Annotated in this window: 14 protein-coding genes; 6 read left to right on the plus strand and 8 right to left on the minus strand. The window is 64.1% G+C overall.

The window, feature by feature from the left end; translation table 11 throughout:
* Positions 1-85: 85 nt before the first annotated feature.
* From EOA19_RS04580 to EOA19_RS04595, 4 genes are all read right to left on the minus strand, one after another.
* Positions 86-1618 (minus strand): mercuric reductase, encoded by a 1533-nt coding sequence (locus EOA19_RS04580; protein WP_128302836.1) that lies wholly within the window; start codon positions 1616-1618, stop codon positions 86-88.
* Positions 1608-2957, minus strand: a complete 1350-nt coding sequence (locus tag EOA19_RS04585) for a glucoamylase family protein (RefSeq protein WP_128302893.1) — start codon at positions 2955-2957, stop codon at positions 1608-1610. Before EOA19_RS04585 ends, EOA19_RS04580 begins: the two co-directional genes overlap by 11 nt.
* Before the next feature lie 211 nt (positions 2958-3168).
* Positions 3169-3921 (minus strand): SDR family NAD(P)-dependent oxidoreductase, encoded by a 753-nt coding sequence (locus tag EOA19_RS04590; RefSeq protein WP_128302837.1) that lies wholly within the window; start codon positions 3919-3921, stop codon positions 3169-3171.
* A 134-nt stretch (positions 3922-4055) separates the two neighbouring features.
* Positions 4056-4865: an IclR family transcriptional regulator gene (locus tag EOA19_RS04595; RefSeq protein ID WP_023811559.1), complete on the minus strand. Its 810-nt coding sequence runs from the start codon at positions 4863-4865 to the stop codon at positions 4056-4058.
* 184 nt (positions 4866-5049) lie between these two features.
* Here EOA19_RS04595 and EOA19_RS04605 point away from each other — a divergent pair, with 184 nt between their 5' ends.
* From EOA19_RS04605 to EOA19_RS04625, 5 genes are read left to right on the plus strand one after another with little or no spacing between them, the layout of a single operon-like run.
* Complete coding sequence (locus EOA19_RS04605; RefSeq protein ID WP_128302838.1) at positions 5050-6063, plus strand: ABC transporter permease; 1014 nt, start codon at positions 5050-5052, stop codon at positions 6061-6063.
* A complete protein-coding gene (locus EOA19_RS04610) occupies positions 6063-6905 on the plus strand; it encodes an ABC transporter permease (RefSeq protein ID WP_128302839.1) in 843 nt (280 codons plus the stop codon). The genes EOA19_RS04605 and EOA19_RS04610 overlap by 1 nt, the downstream gene beginning before the upstream one ends.
* 3 nt (positions 6906-6908) lie before the next feature.
* Positions 6909-7985, plus strand: a complete 1077-nt coding sequence (locus tag EOA19_RS04615; RefSeq protein ID WP_128302840.1) for an ABC transporter ATP-binding protein — start codon at positions 6909-6911, stop codon at positions 7983-7985.
* A complete protein-coding gene (locus EOA19_RS04620; protein WP_128302841.1) occupies positions 7982-9013 on the plus strand; it encodes an oligopeptide/dipeptide ABC transporter ATP-binding protein in 1032 nt (343 codons plus the stop codon). Before EOA19_RS04615 ends, EOA19_RS04620 begins: the two co-directional genes overlap by 4 nt.
* 37 nt (positions 9014-9050) lie before the next feature.
* Complete coding sequence (locus tag EOA19_RS04625; RefSeq protein WP_128302842.1) at positions 9051-10322, plus strand: CaiB/BaiF CoA-transferase family protein; 1272 nt, start codon at positions 9051-9053, stop codon at positions 10320-10322.
* 102 nt (positions 10323-10424) lie between these two features.
* Here EOA19_RS04625 and EOA19_RS04630 read toward each other — a convergent pair whose 3' ends face one another.
* Both EOA19_RS04630 and otnK read right to left on the minus strand, forming a co-directional pair.
* A complete protein-coding gene (locus EOA19_RS04630; RefSeq protein ID WP_128302843.1) occupies positions 10425-11063 on the minus strand; it encodes a class II aldolase/adducin family protein in 639 nt (212 codons plus the stop codon).
* The gene (gene otnK / locus EOA19_RS04635) at positions 11063-12436 is read right to left on the minus strand and encodes a 3-oxo-tetronate kinase (RefSeq protein ID WP_128302844.1); all 1374 of its coding nucleotides are present in this window, start codon (positions 12434-12436) and stop codon (positions 11063-11065) included. The genes EOA19_RS04630 and otnK overlap by 1 nt, the downstream gene beginning before the upstream one ends.
* 146 nt (positions 12437-12582) lie before the next feature.
* On the opposite strand from otnK, the gene EOA19_RS04640 reads away from it, so the two are divergent.
* On the plus strand, positions 12583-13320 hold the full coding sequence (locus EOA19_RS04640; protein WP_023811567.1) for a GntR family transcriptional regulator: 738 nt from the start codon (positions 12583-12585) through the stop codon (positions 13318-13320).
* Between the two features lie 34 nt (positions 13321-13354).
* On the opposite strand, the gene EOA19_RS04645 is transcribed toward EOA19_RS04640, so the two are convergent.
* Positions 13355-14584 carry an aminotransferase class III-fold pyridoxal phosphate-dependent enzyme gene (locus EOA19_RS04645; RefSeq protein ID WP_128302845.1) on the minus strand — a complete coding sequence of 410 codons (1230 nt, stop codon included), beginning with the start codon at positions 14582-14584 and terminating at the stop codon, positions 13355-13357.
* A 118-nt stretch (positions 14585-14702) separates the two neighbouring features.
* Positions 14703-16265 carry an ABC transporter substrate-binding protein gene (locus tag EOA19_RS04650; protein ID WP_164892841.1) on the minus strand — a complete coding sequence of 521 codons (1563 nt, stop codon included), beginning with the start codon at positions 16263-16265 and terminating at the stop codon, positions 14703-14705.
* Between the last annotated feature and the right edge of the window lie 64 nt (positions 16266-16329).

The raw sequence follows: 16329 nt of genomic DNA on the forward strand, positions 1-16329 counted from the left end.
CGACTTGTTCAGCCGAACGCCGCTTTCGTCAAGCGCCGCATCGTCGCTGAATGTCAGATGCACCAGCTGCGCGCCCTGCCGAATGTCACCATCGCCTGGACCACGCCAACCAGCGGCCCGCCAGATGCTTCCATGATGAGGTGAGCCTTGTCCGCCGATAGGCGTCACCGGCCATCTTGATGCCTTGCGCCTGCGTCGGGAATGGATGGATGACGTCGGCCAGCGCCCGCAGTCCCATGTCCGATTTGATCGCCAGCGACACCGCATTGATCATCTCGCCGGCATGGCTGGCGACGACCGTGGCGCCCAGGATGCGGTCGGAGCCCTCCCTGACGTGGATTTTGACAAAACCCTCCTCCTCGCCGTCCATCACCGCACGGGCGACATCGTGCATCAGCACCGTATAGGTCTTGACCGGAATGCCGCTCTGGCGCGCCTCCGCCGGATAGAGGCCGACATGGGCGATCTCCGGATCGGTATAGGTGCACCACGGAATGACCAGTTCGCTCAGTTTCCTGCGTCCGAGAAACAGGGCATTGCGCACGACCATGCGGGCTGTCGCCTCGGCGGTATGGGTGAATTTGTAGGCGAGGCAGACGTCGCCCGCCGCATAGATGCGTGGATTGGCGGTTCGGAGATAATCGTCCACCTTGATGCCGTCGGCATCATATGCCACCCCGGCGTTCTCCAGGTCGAGACCGTCGACATTGGGCGATCGGCCGATGCCGGTGATGATCTCGTCGACGGAAATCGTTGTCGTGATGTCGTCGCACACCAGGTCGGCGAGCTTCTTGCCGCCTTCCGTTCGTACCGCCACCACCTCGGTGTTGAGGCGAACCTCGACACCTTCGCGCGCCAGCGCGTCCGAAAGAATTTGGGCGGCATCGCGTTCCTCACCGGGCAGGAACATCGGTTCGCGCTGCGCCTGGATGACCTTCGCGCCCAGCAGGCAGAAGGCCTGCGCCGCTTCGCAACCGAGTGGTCCGCCGCCGATGACCAGAAGCCGCTTCGGGCACTCCGTGAGATCGAACATGGTCTCGTTGCTGAGATAGCCGGCGTCGGCAAGCCCCGAGATCGTCGGCAGCCTCGGGCGCGCGCCTGTCGCGATCAGCGCCTTTCTGAAACGCAAGGTTTGTCCGGCGACCGTGACAGCGTCCCTTCCGGAAAACCGCGCTTCACCGAAATAAAGGTCGATGCCTTCGGCAATCAGGCTATCGGCGGCATCGGCGCGGCTGATCCGCTGCCGGATCTGCCGCATCCGCGTCATGGCGCGCTGAAAGTTGACGTGAAGACGGTCCGGCATGTCGCCGCCGAAATTCTCGGCGTCGCGCATGTCGGCATAAAGCCTTGCGGTGCGGATGATCGACTTCGACGGGATGCAGCCGACATTGACGCAAGTTCCGCCGATCAGGTTGCGCTCGATGAGCGCGACCTTTGCGCCGAGGCCGGCCGCTTCGTAGGCGGCGGTCAGTCCAGCCGGTCCGGCACCGATGACGACGAGGTTGTAGGGACCGTCCGGCTGCGGGTTCTTCCGGTGCGGCGGATGGGCGCCCTTGATCAGCTCAATGTCGTTGTGATCGACAGGAAAGGCGGCAGCCCTGGTCCGGTCACGCGACATCGCCGCCACCCGACGCCGGGCTTGCCGGCTGAGACAGCCAGCCGCCATTGAATCCGGCCTTGCGCAAGCCGTTGCGGATGTGTTGATTTGACCGCATCAGTCTCCAGATCAACCCTGACCGATGGTTCTCGATCATCATCACCACGATGCCTTGATCCAGCCCATAGTGGCCTTCCGACACCCAGCCGTGCCTCCCGAATTTACGTCGGTTCGCCAATGTCGGATTGAAACCGCTCGGCAGTCGGAAATTGTCGATCACCTCGGGGTAGCGATCACCGAGATGGCGCAACGCCGCCAGGCAGATCTCCGGGGCGAAAGGCAGTGATGCCGGATAGGACCAAGGCGCGATCGTCCCGTCATCGGGACCGAACGGCGCGCCGCGCGCGGCATAGCCGGAAAACCGCCGGCGCTGTCGCTCCACGCTGGTGCGAAAACCGCCTGGCCCGTCGCCCGCCGAAAGACCCCAAAGGTTCTCGTCGTAGCCGCCATAGCCGTAAGGGTTGTGGCGTGCATAGTCGCGATGCAGATAGGTCGAGCGGCGGCTGTTTTCGAAATAGTCCGAGTTCTTCTCGCGCATGAAGGCGTCGCGGATGCCGGCGAAATCGATCCAGGCATGCGAGAACTGGTGCATGAACAGCGGACCGCCATACAGCACGTCGTAGCCGTAAATGTTCTCCCACTGATAGGTCGCCGTCCAGCCCTCGTAGCTGTTGTCCGAAGTTGGGCTGTCGGGCGAGGCCATCGACAGGACGTAGAGGATCGTGGCTTCGTTGTAGCCCTCCCAGCCATAGTGGAGAAAGCCGCTCCTCGGCTTCCAGCCTTGTCGCAAGGTCGGGCTTGAGCCTTGTGCCCACCGCCAGTCGACGCGCCGGTAGAGCGCCTCGGCCAGTTGGCGGATTTCGGCTTCCTCGTCATCATCACCGGAGAAATAGGCGCCCGCCACCAGCATGCCCGATATCAGCAATGCCGTATCCACCATCGACAGTTCGCAGCGCCAGACGCGCAGGCCGGTCCGCATGTCGAGGAAATGGTAGTAGAAACCCTTGTGGCCGGTGACCTCCTCGCCATTGCCTTGCGAGCCGGCCGAGAAGAAACGCAACGCGGCCAGCGTCAGCTTCGCGGCGGCATCGCGCGCCATCCAGCCGCGCTCGACGCCGACCGGATAGCTGGACAGCGCGAAGCCGACGACAGCGATGCTGGCCGGCGAATTCGGCCGCGAGGTGTCGGCGACCAATCCGTTTTCGGGGTTCACGTTCTCGAGGAAATAGTCGAAGGCGGCGCGCTGATAGCGGTCCAGAAGCTCGTCGTCGGACAGCGCGCCAGGCTCGGCCCTAAGCAAAGGAAGCAAGCTCCCGCCGGATGGCTGCAGCGTCCGTCAACCGCCAACCAGTTGCCCCGCGCCGGCAGGTCATCACGCATGCTGAACTGTCATGCCGCGTCATAGCTTTCCCGCATAGCTTTGTTGCGTCAACGTCGATTCGACGTCTGGACTATACGCCCCTACGCTCCAGTTCGTTGCGTCGTCACGCGGAATTGAGATGCGTCCTGCCTCAGTAGGTGGCGCGGCCGCCGGAAACGTCGAACACGGCGGCGGTCGTGAACGAACACTCTTCCGAGGCGATCCAGCAGATCAGCGCCGCCACCTCGTCGACCTCGCCGAAGCGCGCCATCGGTATCTTGGACAGCATGAAGTCGATGTGCTCCTGGCTCATCTGCCTGAAGATCGCGGTGCGCACGGCCGCCGGTGTGACGCAATTGACCGTCACCTTGGTCTTGGCCAACTCCTTGCCGAGCGACTTGGTCAGGCCGATCACCGCGGCCTTCGAGGTGCTGTAGGCCGAAGCGTTGGGATTGCCTTCCTTGCCGGCGATCGAAGCGATGTTGACGATGCGGCCATAGTTGCGCTCGAGCATGTGCGGGACAAGCGCCTTGTTGCAATAGAAGACGCCATTGATGTTGATGTCGATGACCTTCTGCCAATCTTCGACCGAGTAATTCCAGGTCGTCATGTTGGGTCCGGTGATCGCCGCACTGGTGACCAGGATGTCGACACCGCCAAGCGCTTCGATCGCCGACTGTTTGGCGCGTTCCACGCCGGCCGCATTGGCGACGTCGATGGCAACACCGTGGAGGCCGGGAAGGGTAGTCTTGGCCTGTTCGATCTGAGCAGGATCGCGATCCCAGACTGAAACCCGTCCGCCCTCTTCGACAATCCTCTGAGCCACTGCCAGACCGATGCCCGATGCGCCGCCGGTGATCACCGCCGCTCGACCGCTGAACCGTCCTGCAAAATTCATCGGCATCTGATTCTCCCCCCGTCACCTGAACCCGATGGACGCCAACCACGCGCGACCGCCATACCATCGACGGCGACTGTGCGGTCACCATCAGGCAAGTTCAAGCCGGCATGCGAGTCCGATCGTCTGGGCCAATCCCGTTACCCGGGACTCCCCTCGAGCTCTCTGCCCAGCGCCTTCACCATCGCCACCAGCGCCGGTCCGATCTCGGCATGCGCGCGCTCTTCCGTGATGATCTCGCCGATGCCGCCGCAGGTGATGGCAACCAGCGGCGAGCCGTCACTCGGACGGAACGGCACGCCGACTGCATGGATGTAGCTGTGCCAGGCGCCGAACGACGTCACATAGCCCTTGTCGGCATACTGGGCGATCGCATCGTCGATCGCCGCCGCGATCATCGCCGCCCTGTCCGGCTCGGCCTCCTGCAAAGCCCCCACAAGGCTGGCACGCTCCTCGGATGAAAGTGCCGCCGCATAGGCCAGCCCCATCGATGTCTTCCAGATCGGCAGATAGGAGCCCGGGTTGAGGCGCAGCGTGACAAGGCTCTCCGACCGGCAGTTGGCGAGATAGACCATGTTGAGGCTGTCGCGGGTGCCGAGCGCCACCGCCGCCCCCGTCAAATCGGCCAGCGGCTGCATCAGCGGCCGGGCGACGTGGACAACCGCACTGGAACTCAGTGCCGAATAACCCAGCGCCACGGTGGCTGGTCCCAGGCTGTAGCGGCCAAGGTCCTTGTCGTAGAGGAGATAGCCGAGCGCGCTTAGCGTATAGGTGATGCGCGAAACCGTGGCCTTGGGCAGGCCGGTGCGGGCAATGATGTCCTGATTGCCGAGTGAGGCATCGCCCGGGCGGAAAGCGCGCAGGATGCCGAGCCCGCGCACCAGCGACGACGAAAGCTGCGCGCCTTCGACTTCAAGCTCCGTCTCGTCCCTGGTGGCTCGCTTGCGCACGCTGAGGTCTTTCTGGCGTCGTCGTCCGCCTGTCGGGCCGGTGTCGCCGGCGCTGTCTCAAAAGTGAAATTAAATTCCATTTATATTGACAGGCGCTTTCACCCACTGTCAATATGCTTCCCTCGATGGCATCTCCAAGCGCCTTGTGCCATCTTACGAAGCCCCTCCTTGTGAAGGTAGCCACGTGTCTCGCTATATTTTGCGCCGGCTTATCGCCATGCCGTTTCTGGTGCTCGGCATCGTCACCATTGCCTTCCTGATCACCACGGTGACCAAGGGCGATCCGCTGACCGCGATTGTCGCCGAACAGCAGATGAGCAACCCCGAAGTGGTGGCCGCCGCCAAGGCGCGCTGGGGTCTCGATCGTCCTTTGCCGGAACGCTATATGATATATCTCAGTAATCTGCTGAGCGGCGATCTTGGCACCTCATTCATCACCAAGCGCAATGTCGGCACCGACATTCTCTACCGCTTGCCGGCAACGCTCGAACTGGTTTGCGCTGCGATGATCTTCGGCACCACGCTCGGCATTGTGCTTGGTGTGCTAGCCGCCTATTTCCGCAACAGCCTGATTGACCATGGCGCGCGGCTGTTCGCCTTGTTCGGCTCTTCGCTGCCGGTGTTCTGGTCGGGGCTCGGCCTGTTGTTCATCTTCTCCGTCATGCTGAACTGGCTGCCGGGGCCGGGCAGGGTCGATGCCCGCCTGGCATTGCCGCCCGGCATCACGGGCTTCCTGACCATCGATTCGCTTCTGGCTGGCGACTGGACCGTCCTCAAGGACGCGCTCTGGCACCTGCTTCTGCCGGCCTTCGTGCTCGGCTGGACGGTTTCGGGAACCATATCGCGGCTGGTGCGCGCCAACATGCTGGATGTGATGAGCCGCGAGTTCGTGCTCACCGCGCGCGCCAAGGGGGCGAGCGAATTCCGCGTCGTCATTGTGCACGCGCTGCGCAACACCATGGTGCCGACCCTGACCGTCATCGGCTATTCCTTCGCCTATCTGATCACCGGCGCGGTGCTGACCGAGACCATCTTTTCCTGGCCGGGCATGGGCTCCTATGCCGTCGAGGCGGCGCGCGCGCTTGACTTCCCGGCGATCATCGGCGTCACCATCGTCGGCGGCCTCGCCTTCCTGGTCACCAACCTCATCACCGACATACTCTATGTCGTGGCCAATCCGCGCGTGAGATTGAGCTGATGTCGGCGGTCGAAACCAGATCCCGTTCCGCCGCTGTTCCCGAATGGCTGACCGCGCCTTTGGTCATCGGCACGATCGTCATCCTGTTCTGGCTGTTCATGACCGTGTTCGCCAATCTGGTCGTGCAGTTCGATCCGCTCGAAATGGTGGCGCGCCGGCTGCAGCCGCCGAGCTGGGCGCACTGGCTGGGCACCGACGCACTCGGGCGCGATGTGCTGGCCCGCACTCTGCACGGGGCCGCGCATTCGCTGCCTATCGCGGTACTGGTCGTCGTCTCCGCTGGGATCATCGGCTCGCTGCTCGGCGCCATTTCCGGCTTCGTCGGCGGCCTGACCGGCGCGGCGATTATGCGGCTTGTCGACGTCACTCTGTCCTTTCCGCCGATGCTGCTGGCCATGGCCGTCGCGGCGTCGCTCGGCCCCGGCCTCGGCAATGCCGCCATCGCCATGGTGCTGGTCTGGTGGCCGGTCTACGCCCGGCTGATGCGGGCGCAGGTGCTGGAGGTGAAGGAGCGCGAGCATGTCGAGGCGGCGATCGCTGCCGGCGCCAGGCCTCGACGCGTGCTGTTCACGCACATATTGCCGCTTTGCTGGACCCCGGTGCTGATCAGCGCGACCATGGATCTCGGCCAGGTCGTGCTGCTTGCCGCGTCGCTCAGCTTCATCGGGCTCGGCGCCACGCCGCCGACGCCTGAATGGGGGTCGATGATCTCCGATGGCGCCGTCCATTTCTACCAATGGTGGATCGCCTTCGGTCCCGGCGTCGCCATCCTCACCATCGTGCTCGGCTTCAACTTCATCGGCGACGGCTTGCGCGACATTCTCGATCCAAGGTCGGATTAAGCGATGAGCGCACAGATATCTTCAGCGCCACCGGGCGCAGTCGACAAGGCGGGCAGAGGTGAGCCGCTGCTGTCCATACGCGGCCTGCGGGTAGGCTTCCGACGGGCAGGCGATCAGTTCGAAGCGGTGCGCGGCATCGATCTCGACGTCGCCAAGGGCGAAGTGGTCGGCATTGTCGGGGAGTCCGGCTCGGGCAAATCCGTCGGCATGCTCGCCGCGCTCGGCCTGACGTCGAAGAACGCGGTCGTCACCGGTTCGGTCCGCTTCAACGGCGACGAACTGGTCGGCAAATCGTCACGCGAAATGCGCAAGATCAGGGGCGCGCGGATAGCCATGATTTTTCAGGACCCGCTGTCCTCGCTAAACCCGGTGATGACCGTCGGCGCCCAGATCGCCGAGGCGGTCAGGCTGCATCAGCGCGTCACCCGCAAGCAGGCCATGGCGCGCGCGGTGGAATTGCTCAATCTGGTGGCGATCCCGCAGCCGGAGCGCCGGGTGAACCAGTATCCGCATGAATTCTCCGGCGGCATGCGCCAGCGCGCGGTCATCGCCATGGCCGTCGCCAACGATCCCGATTTGCTAATCGCCGATGAGCCGACCACGGCGCTCGATGTCACGGTGCAGGCGCAGATATTGGCCGTGCTGCGTTCGCTGCAGGAGCGGCTCGGCCTTGGCCTGGTGCTGATCACACATGATCTCGGCGTCGTCGCCGGTCATGCCGACCGCGTCGCGGTCGTCTATTCCGGCCGTGTCGTCGAACAGGCTGGCGTGTCCGAGCTGTTCGCCGACCCGCGCCACCCCTATACGCGCGGGCTCATTGCCTCGATCCCCAACCTCGAGGAAAGCCGCGAGCGGCTGTTCTCGATCGACGGTTCGCCGCCCGCACTTGGCCGCTTGCCGGGCGGCTGCGCCTTCCATCCGCGCTGCACCTATGCCGAGGCACGCTGCCGGACCGAGGATCCGCCTTTGCACGACATAGGCGGCCGCTTCTCGGCCTGCCATTTCGCGACGACCTTGCCGCCCTTCCATAGTGCTGCGCTGGCGGCGGCAGAACTGGACAGTGGAAGCATGGCCCCATGAGCGCAGTGGAGCAAATTCAAATCGAAACCAAGCCGGCGGCAGCGCTTTCCGTGCGCCATCTTGTCAAGGATTTTCCGGTTCGCGGCGGCCTCGTCTTCGACCGCGCGGTTGCCCATGTGCGTGCGGTGGCCGATGTGTCCTTTGACTTGGCGCCGGGCGAAACGCTGGGCCTCGTCGGCGAATCCGGTTGCGGCAAGTCGACCCTCGGACGCTGCCTGATGCGGCTGATCGAGCCGACCAGTGGCGAAAGCTGGTTCCGTGGCCAGAACCTGCTCGCCCTCAACCACGAAGACATGCGCCTGATGCGGCGCTACATCCAGCTGGTCTTCCAGGATCCGTACGGGTCGCTGCATCCGCGCATGCGCATTGCCGACAACATCGCCGAGCCTTTGCGCATGAGCGACATGTCGGCGGCCGATCGCCGTGGGCGGGTGGCCGAACTGCTCGAACTTGTCCGGCTCAATCCCGATCACGGCAAGCGCTATCCGCACGAACTGTCCGGCGGCCAGCGCCAGCGTGTGGTCATCGCCCGCGCGCTTGCGCTCAACCCGCAAGTGGTGATCCTCGACGAACCGGTTTCGGCGCTCGACGTTTCGGTGCAGGCTGGCGTGCTCAATTTGCTCAGGGATATTCAGCAGTCCTTCGGCACATCCTATCTGTTCATCGCACATGATCTTTCGGTCGTGCGCCACATCTCGCACCAGGTCGCGGTGATGTATCTCGGCAAGATCGTCGAGATCGCACCCGCGGCCGAACTCTACTCCAGGGCGCTGCACCCCTATACCCAGGCGCTGCTGTCGGCGGTGCCGCTCGCCAATCCCGAGAAGGAGCGCAAGCGCGAGCGCATCGTACTGACCGGTGACGTGCCGAGCCCGCTCAACCCACCATCCGGCTGCCGCTTCCGCACGCGCTGCTTCAAGGCGCAGGCGATTTGCGCTGCCGTCGAACCACCGCTCGATCCGGCTGGTGGTTCGCATCGCGTCGCCTGTCATTTTCCGGAGCCGGTCAACACTTTCAGGGCTGTCTGACAGGCCCGCCGAATTCATCCGCGAAGGAATTTTGATCGTGACTGAGGACCATTCCGAAAATGCCGCCACGGCTGGCCGCGCGCGCCTGCCGCTCGAAGGCATCAAGGTTCTCGATCTTTCGCGCGTGCTGGCCGGTCCGTGGGCGACGATGAGCTTGGCCGATCTCGGCGCCGAAGTCTGGAAGATCGAGAATATCGATGGTGGCGACGACACCAGGGCGTGGTCGGTGCCGAGCTACAAGGGTGTCTCAACCTATTATCTCTGCGCCAATCGGGGCAAGCAGAGCATCGCGCTCGACATGAAAAGCCCGCAGGGGCTGGCCATCGTGCGCGAGTTGGCAGCGAAGGCCGACATCGTCGTCGAGAATTTCCGCGCCGGCACCGCCGATCGCCTCGGTGTCGGTTTCAAGGAACTCAGCGCGTCAAACCCGCGGCTGATCTATTGCTCGATTTCCGGCTACGGCCAGACCGGGCCCGATGCCGGACGGCCCGGCTATGATTTCGTCATGCAGGCCGAAAGCGGCCTGATGGCCATCACTGGCGAGAGCAATGGCGAGCCGATGCGTGTCGGCGTCGCCATCACCGACATCGTCTGCGGCATGGTCGCCACGCAGTCGATCCTGGCAGCGCTTTACGAGCGCGCGACGACCGGCAAGGGCCAGTTCCTCGACCTGTCGCTGATCGACTGCGCGCTCAGCCTGCTGATCAATGTCGGCAGCGGTTACCTCAACACCGGTCGAGAGGTTGCCCGATACGGCAATGCCCATCCGACGGTCGTTCCCTATCAGATATTCGAAGCCTCCGATGGCAGCTTTGCGCTGGCGGTCGGCAATGACCGCCAGTTCGCGGCGCTGTGCGAGAAGGTCGTTGATCTGCCACATCTGGCTGGGGATGCGCGCTTCATCAAGGCAGGCGCGCGCGCCACCAACCGTGAGGCGCTGATCCCGCCGCTTGCCGCCGTCTTCAAGACCAAGCCGCGTGACCACTGGATGGCAACCTGTGCCGCCGCCAGCGTGCCGGCCGGCACGGTAAAATCGATACCGGAAGTCTTCGATAGCCCCAATGTGCGCGAACGTGGCCTCGTTCAGACCTTGCCGCATCCGCATCTCGGTTCCGTTGCCATGGTGCGCCCGGCACAGGGACTTGCCGCGCAGTTGACCGCCGACTTCACCGCGCCACCGATGCTGGGCCAGGACACAGCTGCCGTGCTGGCCGACGTGCTCGGCTACGGCGCCGAGACCATCGACCAACTGATCGGCTCCGGGGCTGTCGGCGTCTATACGCCGGCCGCCGAACCTGTCCTCGCCTGATTTTCCACGGAACGTGGCAGCCCTCGTCTCGCATTTGCGGGTCGACTGAGTGGTTCTTCACTTCAAGAGCGCGAAGAGCCGTTCCCGGAATTGCTCGGCCAGCTACTTCTGCTGGCCGTAATTCTTGTACCGCCCGCGAATGGCGGCAAGCTCGGTGCCCTCAATGATCGCCGGTGTGCCGGCGCTGCGCGCCAAAAGGTATTGCCGAGCCAAGGTCTCGAGCTTGATGGTGCGGATGAGCGCCACGTCGAGATCGCCGCCGAAAGCGATCATGCCATGATTGGCGAGCAGGCAGGCCGACCTGTCCTTGAGCGCGACGACGGCGACCTTGGCCAAGTCGCTTGACGCGAACAGCGCATAGTCCGAACAGCGCACATCATCGCCACCGAAACCCGCGACCATGTAATGGAACAGCGGCAGTCCCTCGCGCAGGCACGATAGCGCCACGCAATGGTCGGGATGGGCATGGACGACGGCACCGGCCTCGGGGAAAGCCTTGTAGATCTCGGCGTGCATTTCCCATTCGCTCGACGGCCGGAACGCCCCCTCCCAGCTGCCATCGAGTTGCATCGGCACCATCTGCTCCGGCCGAAGCGCGCTTGTAGCTATTCCTGTCGGCGTGATCATCATGCCGCTTGTCGTCCGCACGCTGATATTGCCGGTGGTGCCGACATTCATCCCGCTGGCGTCCAGCGTCTGCGTCGCGGTGATCAGGCTGGCGCGTGCAGTCTCGGTGTCCATCACGATGCTTTTCCTGTGGTTGGCCGCATGACAGGTTTTGCCGGTGGCCATATATCGATCGCCGGCGCGACGGTGGTCGCCCGTGTCATGTCTTGCAGGACGTCGGCGAAAATATCCGGGCCGCCGAGCTTTCCCGATTTCAGCATCAGCGCCAGCGGCTCGGATGGCAGGCCGGGGAGGTGGGCAGTGGCGCGCGACAGTCCCGGCCCCTCATAGGCACCCATGGCGATGCGGTCGATGCCGAGCGCCTTGACCACCGAACCGGCTGTCTCGCCGCCGGCGACGACCAGCCGCCGCACACCGAGATCGAGCACAAGAATTTGTGCGATCCCGGCCAAGATCTCTTCCGCCCTTGCTGCCACCACATCGCGGCCGTGCGCCTGCTGCAGCGCTTTGACCGTCGCTTGCGGCGCTGTCGTGGCAATGGCGACCATCGTGCCGGGCAAATGCCGCTCGGCAAAGGCACGCGCTTCGGCCATGACATCGCCGCCGGCAAAGGCGCTGGCAAGGTCGATCGTCAGCAGTGGATTGTTTTGCGCAAAGCGCTCGAGCTGTTCGATGGTGCGGTCAGCGACGCTGCCGGCCAGCACCACTGCCGGCCCTTCGACGGCCGGCAGGCTGGCGGCAACGAGATCGCCTGAATTCAGCAGCCCATGCGTGAGCCAGGCCGGTGGCAGATGCGCGGCGACTGAGGAATTGCCGGTCATCAGCGGCAGGTCGAAGGTCGCTTCCGCGATCGCAACCAGGTCGCGCTCGCGGATCGTGTCAGTGATCAGCAGCGTCTCGCCGACCGCGCTGTGCTCTCGTAGGGCGTTGCGGATGGCCTCCGCCCCGGCATCGACGACGAGATAGGGCACCAGCCCGACCTTGCCCTTGCTCTGCGCCTGCAGCACGCGAACCAGATTGGAATCAGTCATCGGCGTCAGCGGATCGAAGCGCTTGGGCGATTCACCCAACAATTGGGCGCCGCCGAACATGTGTCCCTGATAGACGGTGCGGCCGGTCTCACACAGCGCCGGGGCGAACAGCGTGACGCCGCCGCCAAGCCACTCGAGCAGCGCCTCGGCGCAAGGACCGATGTTGCCGGCAGGTGTCGAATCGAAAGTGGCGCAATATTTGAAGAAGATCTGCCGGGCACCAGCTTCAAGCAGCCGGTCCGCCGCCTCCAGAACCTGGCGCACCGCATCGCTGGCCGCGATGACGCGTGTCTTGAGCAGGATCACATGGGCAAGATTGCCTGGTGGGATCGGCGCACTCAGTCCGACCGTGCATCCCGTTGGAATGCCGCGCGCCACCAGCATCGACGCCAGCTCGGTGCCGCCGGTCAGATCGTCGGCTATGGCGCCGAACAGGAGTGAAGGCGTCGCGGTCATGCGCCCCGTCTCATATCCGTCTGCACCATGGCTGCCCGTCTCACAGTTGCCTGTCTCATGTCGGTGGTCAGGCCATTCGTGGTATCATATACACAGCCCATGCGACGCAGGCGACGCCTGCGCCACTGCAAGAACGGAGAGCGGATGTGACTGCTTCTATCGCGCCGATCGCGCGCGACAATCTGACGACGCGCGTCTACGAGGAGCTTCGCCGCGCCATGATGGAAGGTCGTTTCTGGCCGGGCCATCGCTTCAAGATCCGCGACCTCGCCGCCAGCCTTCAGGTTTCCGAAACGCCGGTGCGCGAGGCGCTGATGCAGCTGGTGCGCGAAAAAGGCCTGGAGATGGAGGCCGGTCGTTCGATCACCGTCGCCCAGCTGTCGCTGGCCCAATATCTGGAACTGCGCAGCATCCGGCTGCATCTCGAAGGCATGGCGGGGGCGGCGGCAACGACGCGCATCGAGCCGCGCGAGATCGACCGTCTGGCCGAGGTGCATGACAGGCTGATTGCCAACGAGGACAATGGCCATTGGTTTGAAGCCGTCCGCGACAATTGGGAATTCCACCACTCGATCTACCAGGCGGCGCAAATGCCGGAGTTGCTGGCCATCATCGAGGGCATCTGGCTGCGCAACGGACCGCTGGTGAACTATCAATACCCACACGCCAGGCCGACCTATGACGGCCGCCACAGGCACCTCGACATCCTCGACGCGCTGCGCGCCCGTGACGAGAACGGCGTGCGCAAGGGCATTCAGCAGGACATGATCGAAGGCGGACGCCTGCTGGTCAAGGTTCTCGAACGGCTGAACGACGGTGCGGTCACGCCGGAGGAACTGCGCCGCGCGGCGCAGAACGGCCGTCTGGTGTCGGCCGCCGGCTGAACGATCTGTTTGCCTCCACCGCATGGGCGCTGGTTCACGCCACCTGCGCCGCGGCGGCCATGCCGGCATCTGCCGCCTGCAGGGCGAGATCTATGTCTTTTGCGGTGTGCGCGGCACTCAGGAACATGTTGTGCCGGGGATGGAAATAGGCGCCTTCGCGCAAGGCGGCCGAGCAGAAGGCATTGGCCAGCTTGAACTCGGCATCGTCGTCGAACAGCACCATCGGCATCGACGCCGGACCGGTCTGGCGCAGCGACAGGCCATGCTTCTTCGCTGCCGCGTCGAGACCTGAGCGCAGCCTGTCGCCGGCTTCGGTCATGCGGGCAATCGCGTCGGTATCGCGCAGCGTGCTGATGGTGGCGATCGCGGCGGCCATGGCGACGGCGCCATACCAGAAGGAACCCGTCACATAGATCTTGGTCGCGGCCTCGCGAAACCGGTCGGTGCCGGTGATGGCGGCCAGCGGATAACCATTGGCGATAGCCTTCGAGAAGGCGGAAAGGTCCGGTCGTACGCCGAGCGGCTCCCAGCTGCCGGCGAGGTCGATGCGGAAGCCGGCCCGCACATCGTCGACGATCAGTGCCGCGTCGGCGGCGGTAGTCAGTTCGCGCGCCCGTTTGGCGAAGGCGGCTGTCGGCAATTCCTGGTCGCGGGCGATGTCGTGCCGGAAGGCGGTGACGACGACAGCAGCGAGATCGTCGCCGGCCTGCTTGACGGCTGCCTCGAGGCTGGCAACGTCATTGTAGTCGAAATGGATCAGGTGGGCGCGGTCCTCGGCGGTGACGCCGGCGAGCGAAGGCGTGCACCACGGCACGGCGCCGTGATAGGAGCCGCGCGCGACCAGCACCTTGCGCCGGCCGGTGCCGGCACGCGCGATTGTCACGCAGGCCGTGGTGGCGTCGGTGCCGTTCTTCTGCAGCATTGCCCAGTCGGCATGCGCGACGGTCTTGACCAGCAACTCCGCCAGCTCGACCAGAACTTCACCCGGGCCGTTCATCGCATCGCCCAGGCGACGTTGCTTCTCGGCTGCCTCTTCGACGGCCTGGTGATGGTGGCCGAGGATGTTGGGCCCCCAACTGCACATCAGATCGATGTATTCGCGTCCATCGACGTCCCAGACCCGGCAGCCATCGGCGCGCTCGAAGAACTGCGGATAGGCGGAGCCGAGATAGCGCGTCGCCATGTGTCCCCACATGCCGCCCGGAATGACCGAGGCCGCACGCTCGCGCAGCAACTGGTCCTTGGAGTTGATCAGGGAAGGCATAGCGAAGTCTCCGTATATTGATATATCATATATTGAGTTTGGCGCTGGAAGAACAGGATTTGCTGATCGTCCAGGATGAGAAAACGGGAGGCGTCAGGCCGCCTCCCGCATCTTTCGCTCAGTGGCTGAGTTCCGCCAGCGGCAGGTTGCAGCAGGCGCTGTAGCGCACGCCCTTGACGTCCGACTTGTAGGCCAGGATCAGGTTCGGGCTGATCAGCGGCAGGATGATCCTGTCCTTGATCATCTCCTCGCCGGCCTGGTGCCACAGCTTGGCAGCCTCGTCGCCGCTCGCCGCGAGGGCTGCCTTGTATATATCCGCTTCCTTTGGGTTGAGCACCGACGGGTCGCGCTCCGCGCCGGCGCGGCGTGCCCACGGGCTGCCCTTGGTCATGGCGAAATAATCGATGTATTGCGAGGTGCCGTAATAGTCCGGCGCGTAGAACACCGCGGTCATCGGGATGCCGTCGCCATTGACGCGTTCGCGCCAGTTGGCGAAGGGGATCGGCTGCAGATCGAGCTTGATGTTGATCTTGGCCAGATCCTGCTGAACCTTCTGCATCAGAAGCGACAGGTCGACGCCGTAGACGTTCATGCCGGGAAACGCCGCTTCCATCTCGAAGCCGTCGGCGTGTCCGGCCTTGGCCAGAAGTTCCTTTGCCTTGGCGACGTCATAGGGCTGCGCCTCGAAGCCCGAACCGCCGGGGAAGCCGAGCGGGATCGGCGCACTGATCAACTGGCCCTCGGAGCCGATGGTGAAGTCGAGGATGCTCGGACGGTCGAGGCCGAGCGAGATGGCCTCGCGCACTTCGGGCGTCAGTGGCACCTTGTTGGCCTTGGCGCCGGGCGACAGCGCCACATAGATGAAGTTGTAGGACGGCACGGTCTCGATCTTCACGTCGCTGCCGGTCATCGTCTTGGCCGTATCCGGGTCGATCTGCATGGCGATGTCGGCGGTGCCGCTCTGCAGCATCTGCGCCTGCGCCACCGCATCCTTGGTCTGGCGGATGACGACTTCGCTCAGCGCCGGCGCCGTGCGCCAGTATTTGTCGTTGCGTGCCAGCCGCAGCTCCGAATTGGGCTCATAGGATTTCAGCACGAACGGCGCGCTGCCGGCCGAATGCGCCAGGAACCAGGCCTCGGCATTGTCTGTCGTCGAGGCTTCCGCATCGGCCTTGGCGCCGGCTTCGGAAGCAACCTTGCTGTTGACGACCGCTGCGTAGGGCGCCGCCGCGATGTTGAGGAATTCGGAGCTCGGCGCGACCATCTTGACGACCACCGTATGCGCGTCCGGGGTCTCGATCGAGGCGACATTGTCCATCAGGAACGAGGCGCTGCCCTTGAGGTTCTTCAGCCGCTCCCAGGACCATTTGACGTCCTTGGCTTCAACCGGCGAACCGTCCGAGAATTTGGCGGCCGGGTCGAGTGTGAAGGTGAAGCTGCTCTGGTCGGCATTGCCTTCCCACTTCGAGGCGAGCAGTGGGATCAGCTTGTTGTCCTTATCGAGCGTCAGCAGGGATTCATAGACGCTGGAATTGTAGATCTGGCAGGTGTCGCAGAAGGCGCGGTGCGGGTCGAGCGAGTTGAGGTCGATGTTGCGTGCGATGACCAGCGGCTTGCTGTCCTGCGCGAACGTGGCCGGTGCCCAGAAGGCGCTGGTGGCCAGCAGCACGGCTGCCAGCATCGTCGCTCTGGTCTTGCTTCTCGGTAGGATGGTCATGTCAGTTCTCCCATTTTCTTGTCGGATC

Source organism: Mesorhizobium sp. M7A.F.Ca.US.010.02.1.1 (assembly GCF_004023085.1).
GTDB lineage: Bacteria > Pseudomonadota > Alphaproteobacteria > Rhizobiales > Rhizobiaceae > Mesorhizobium.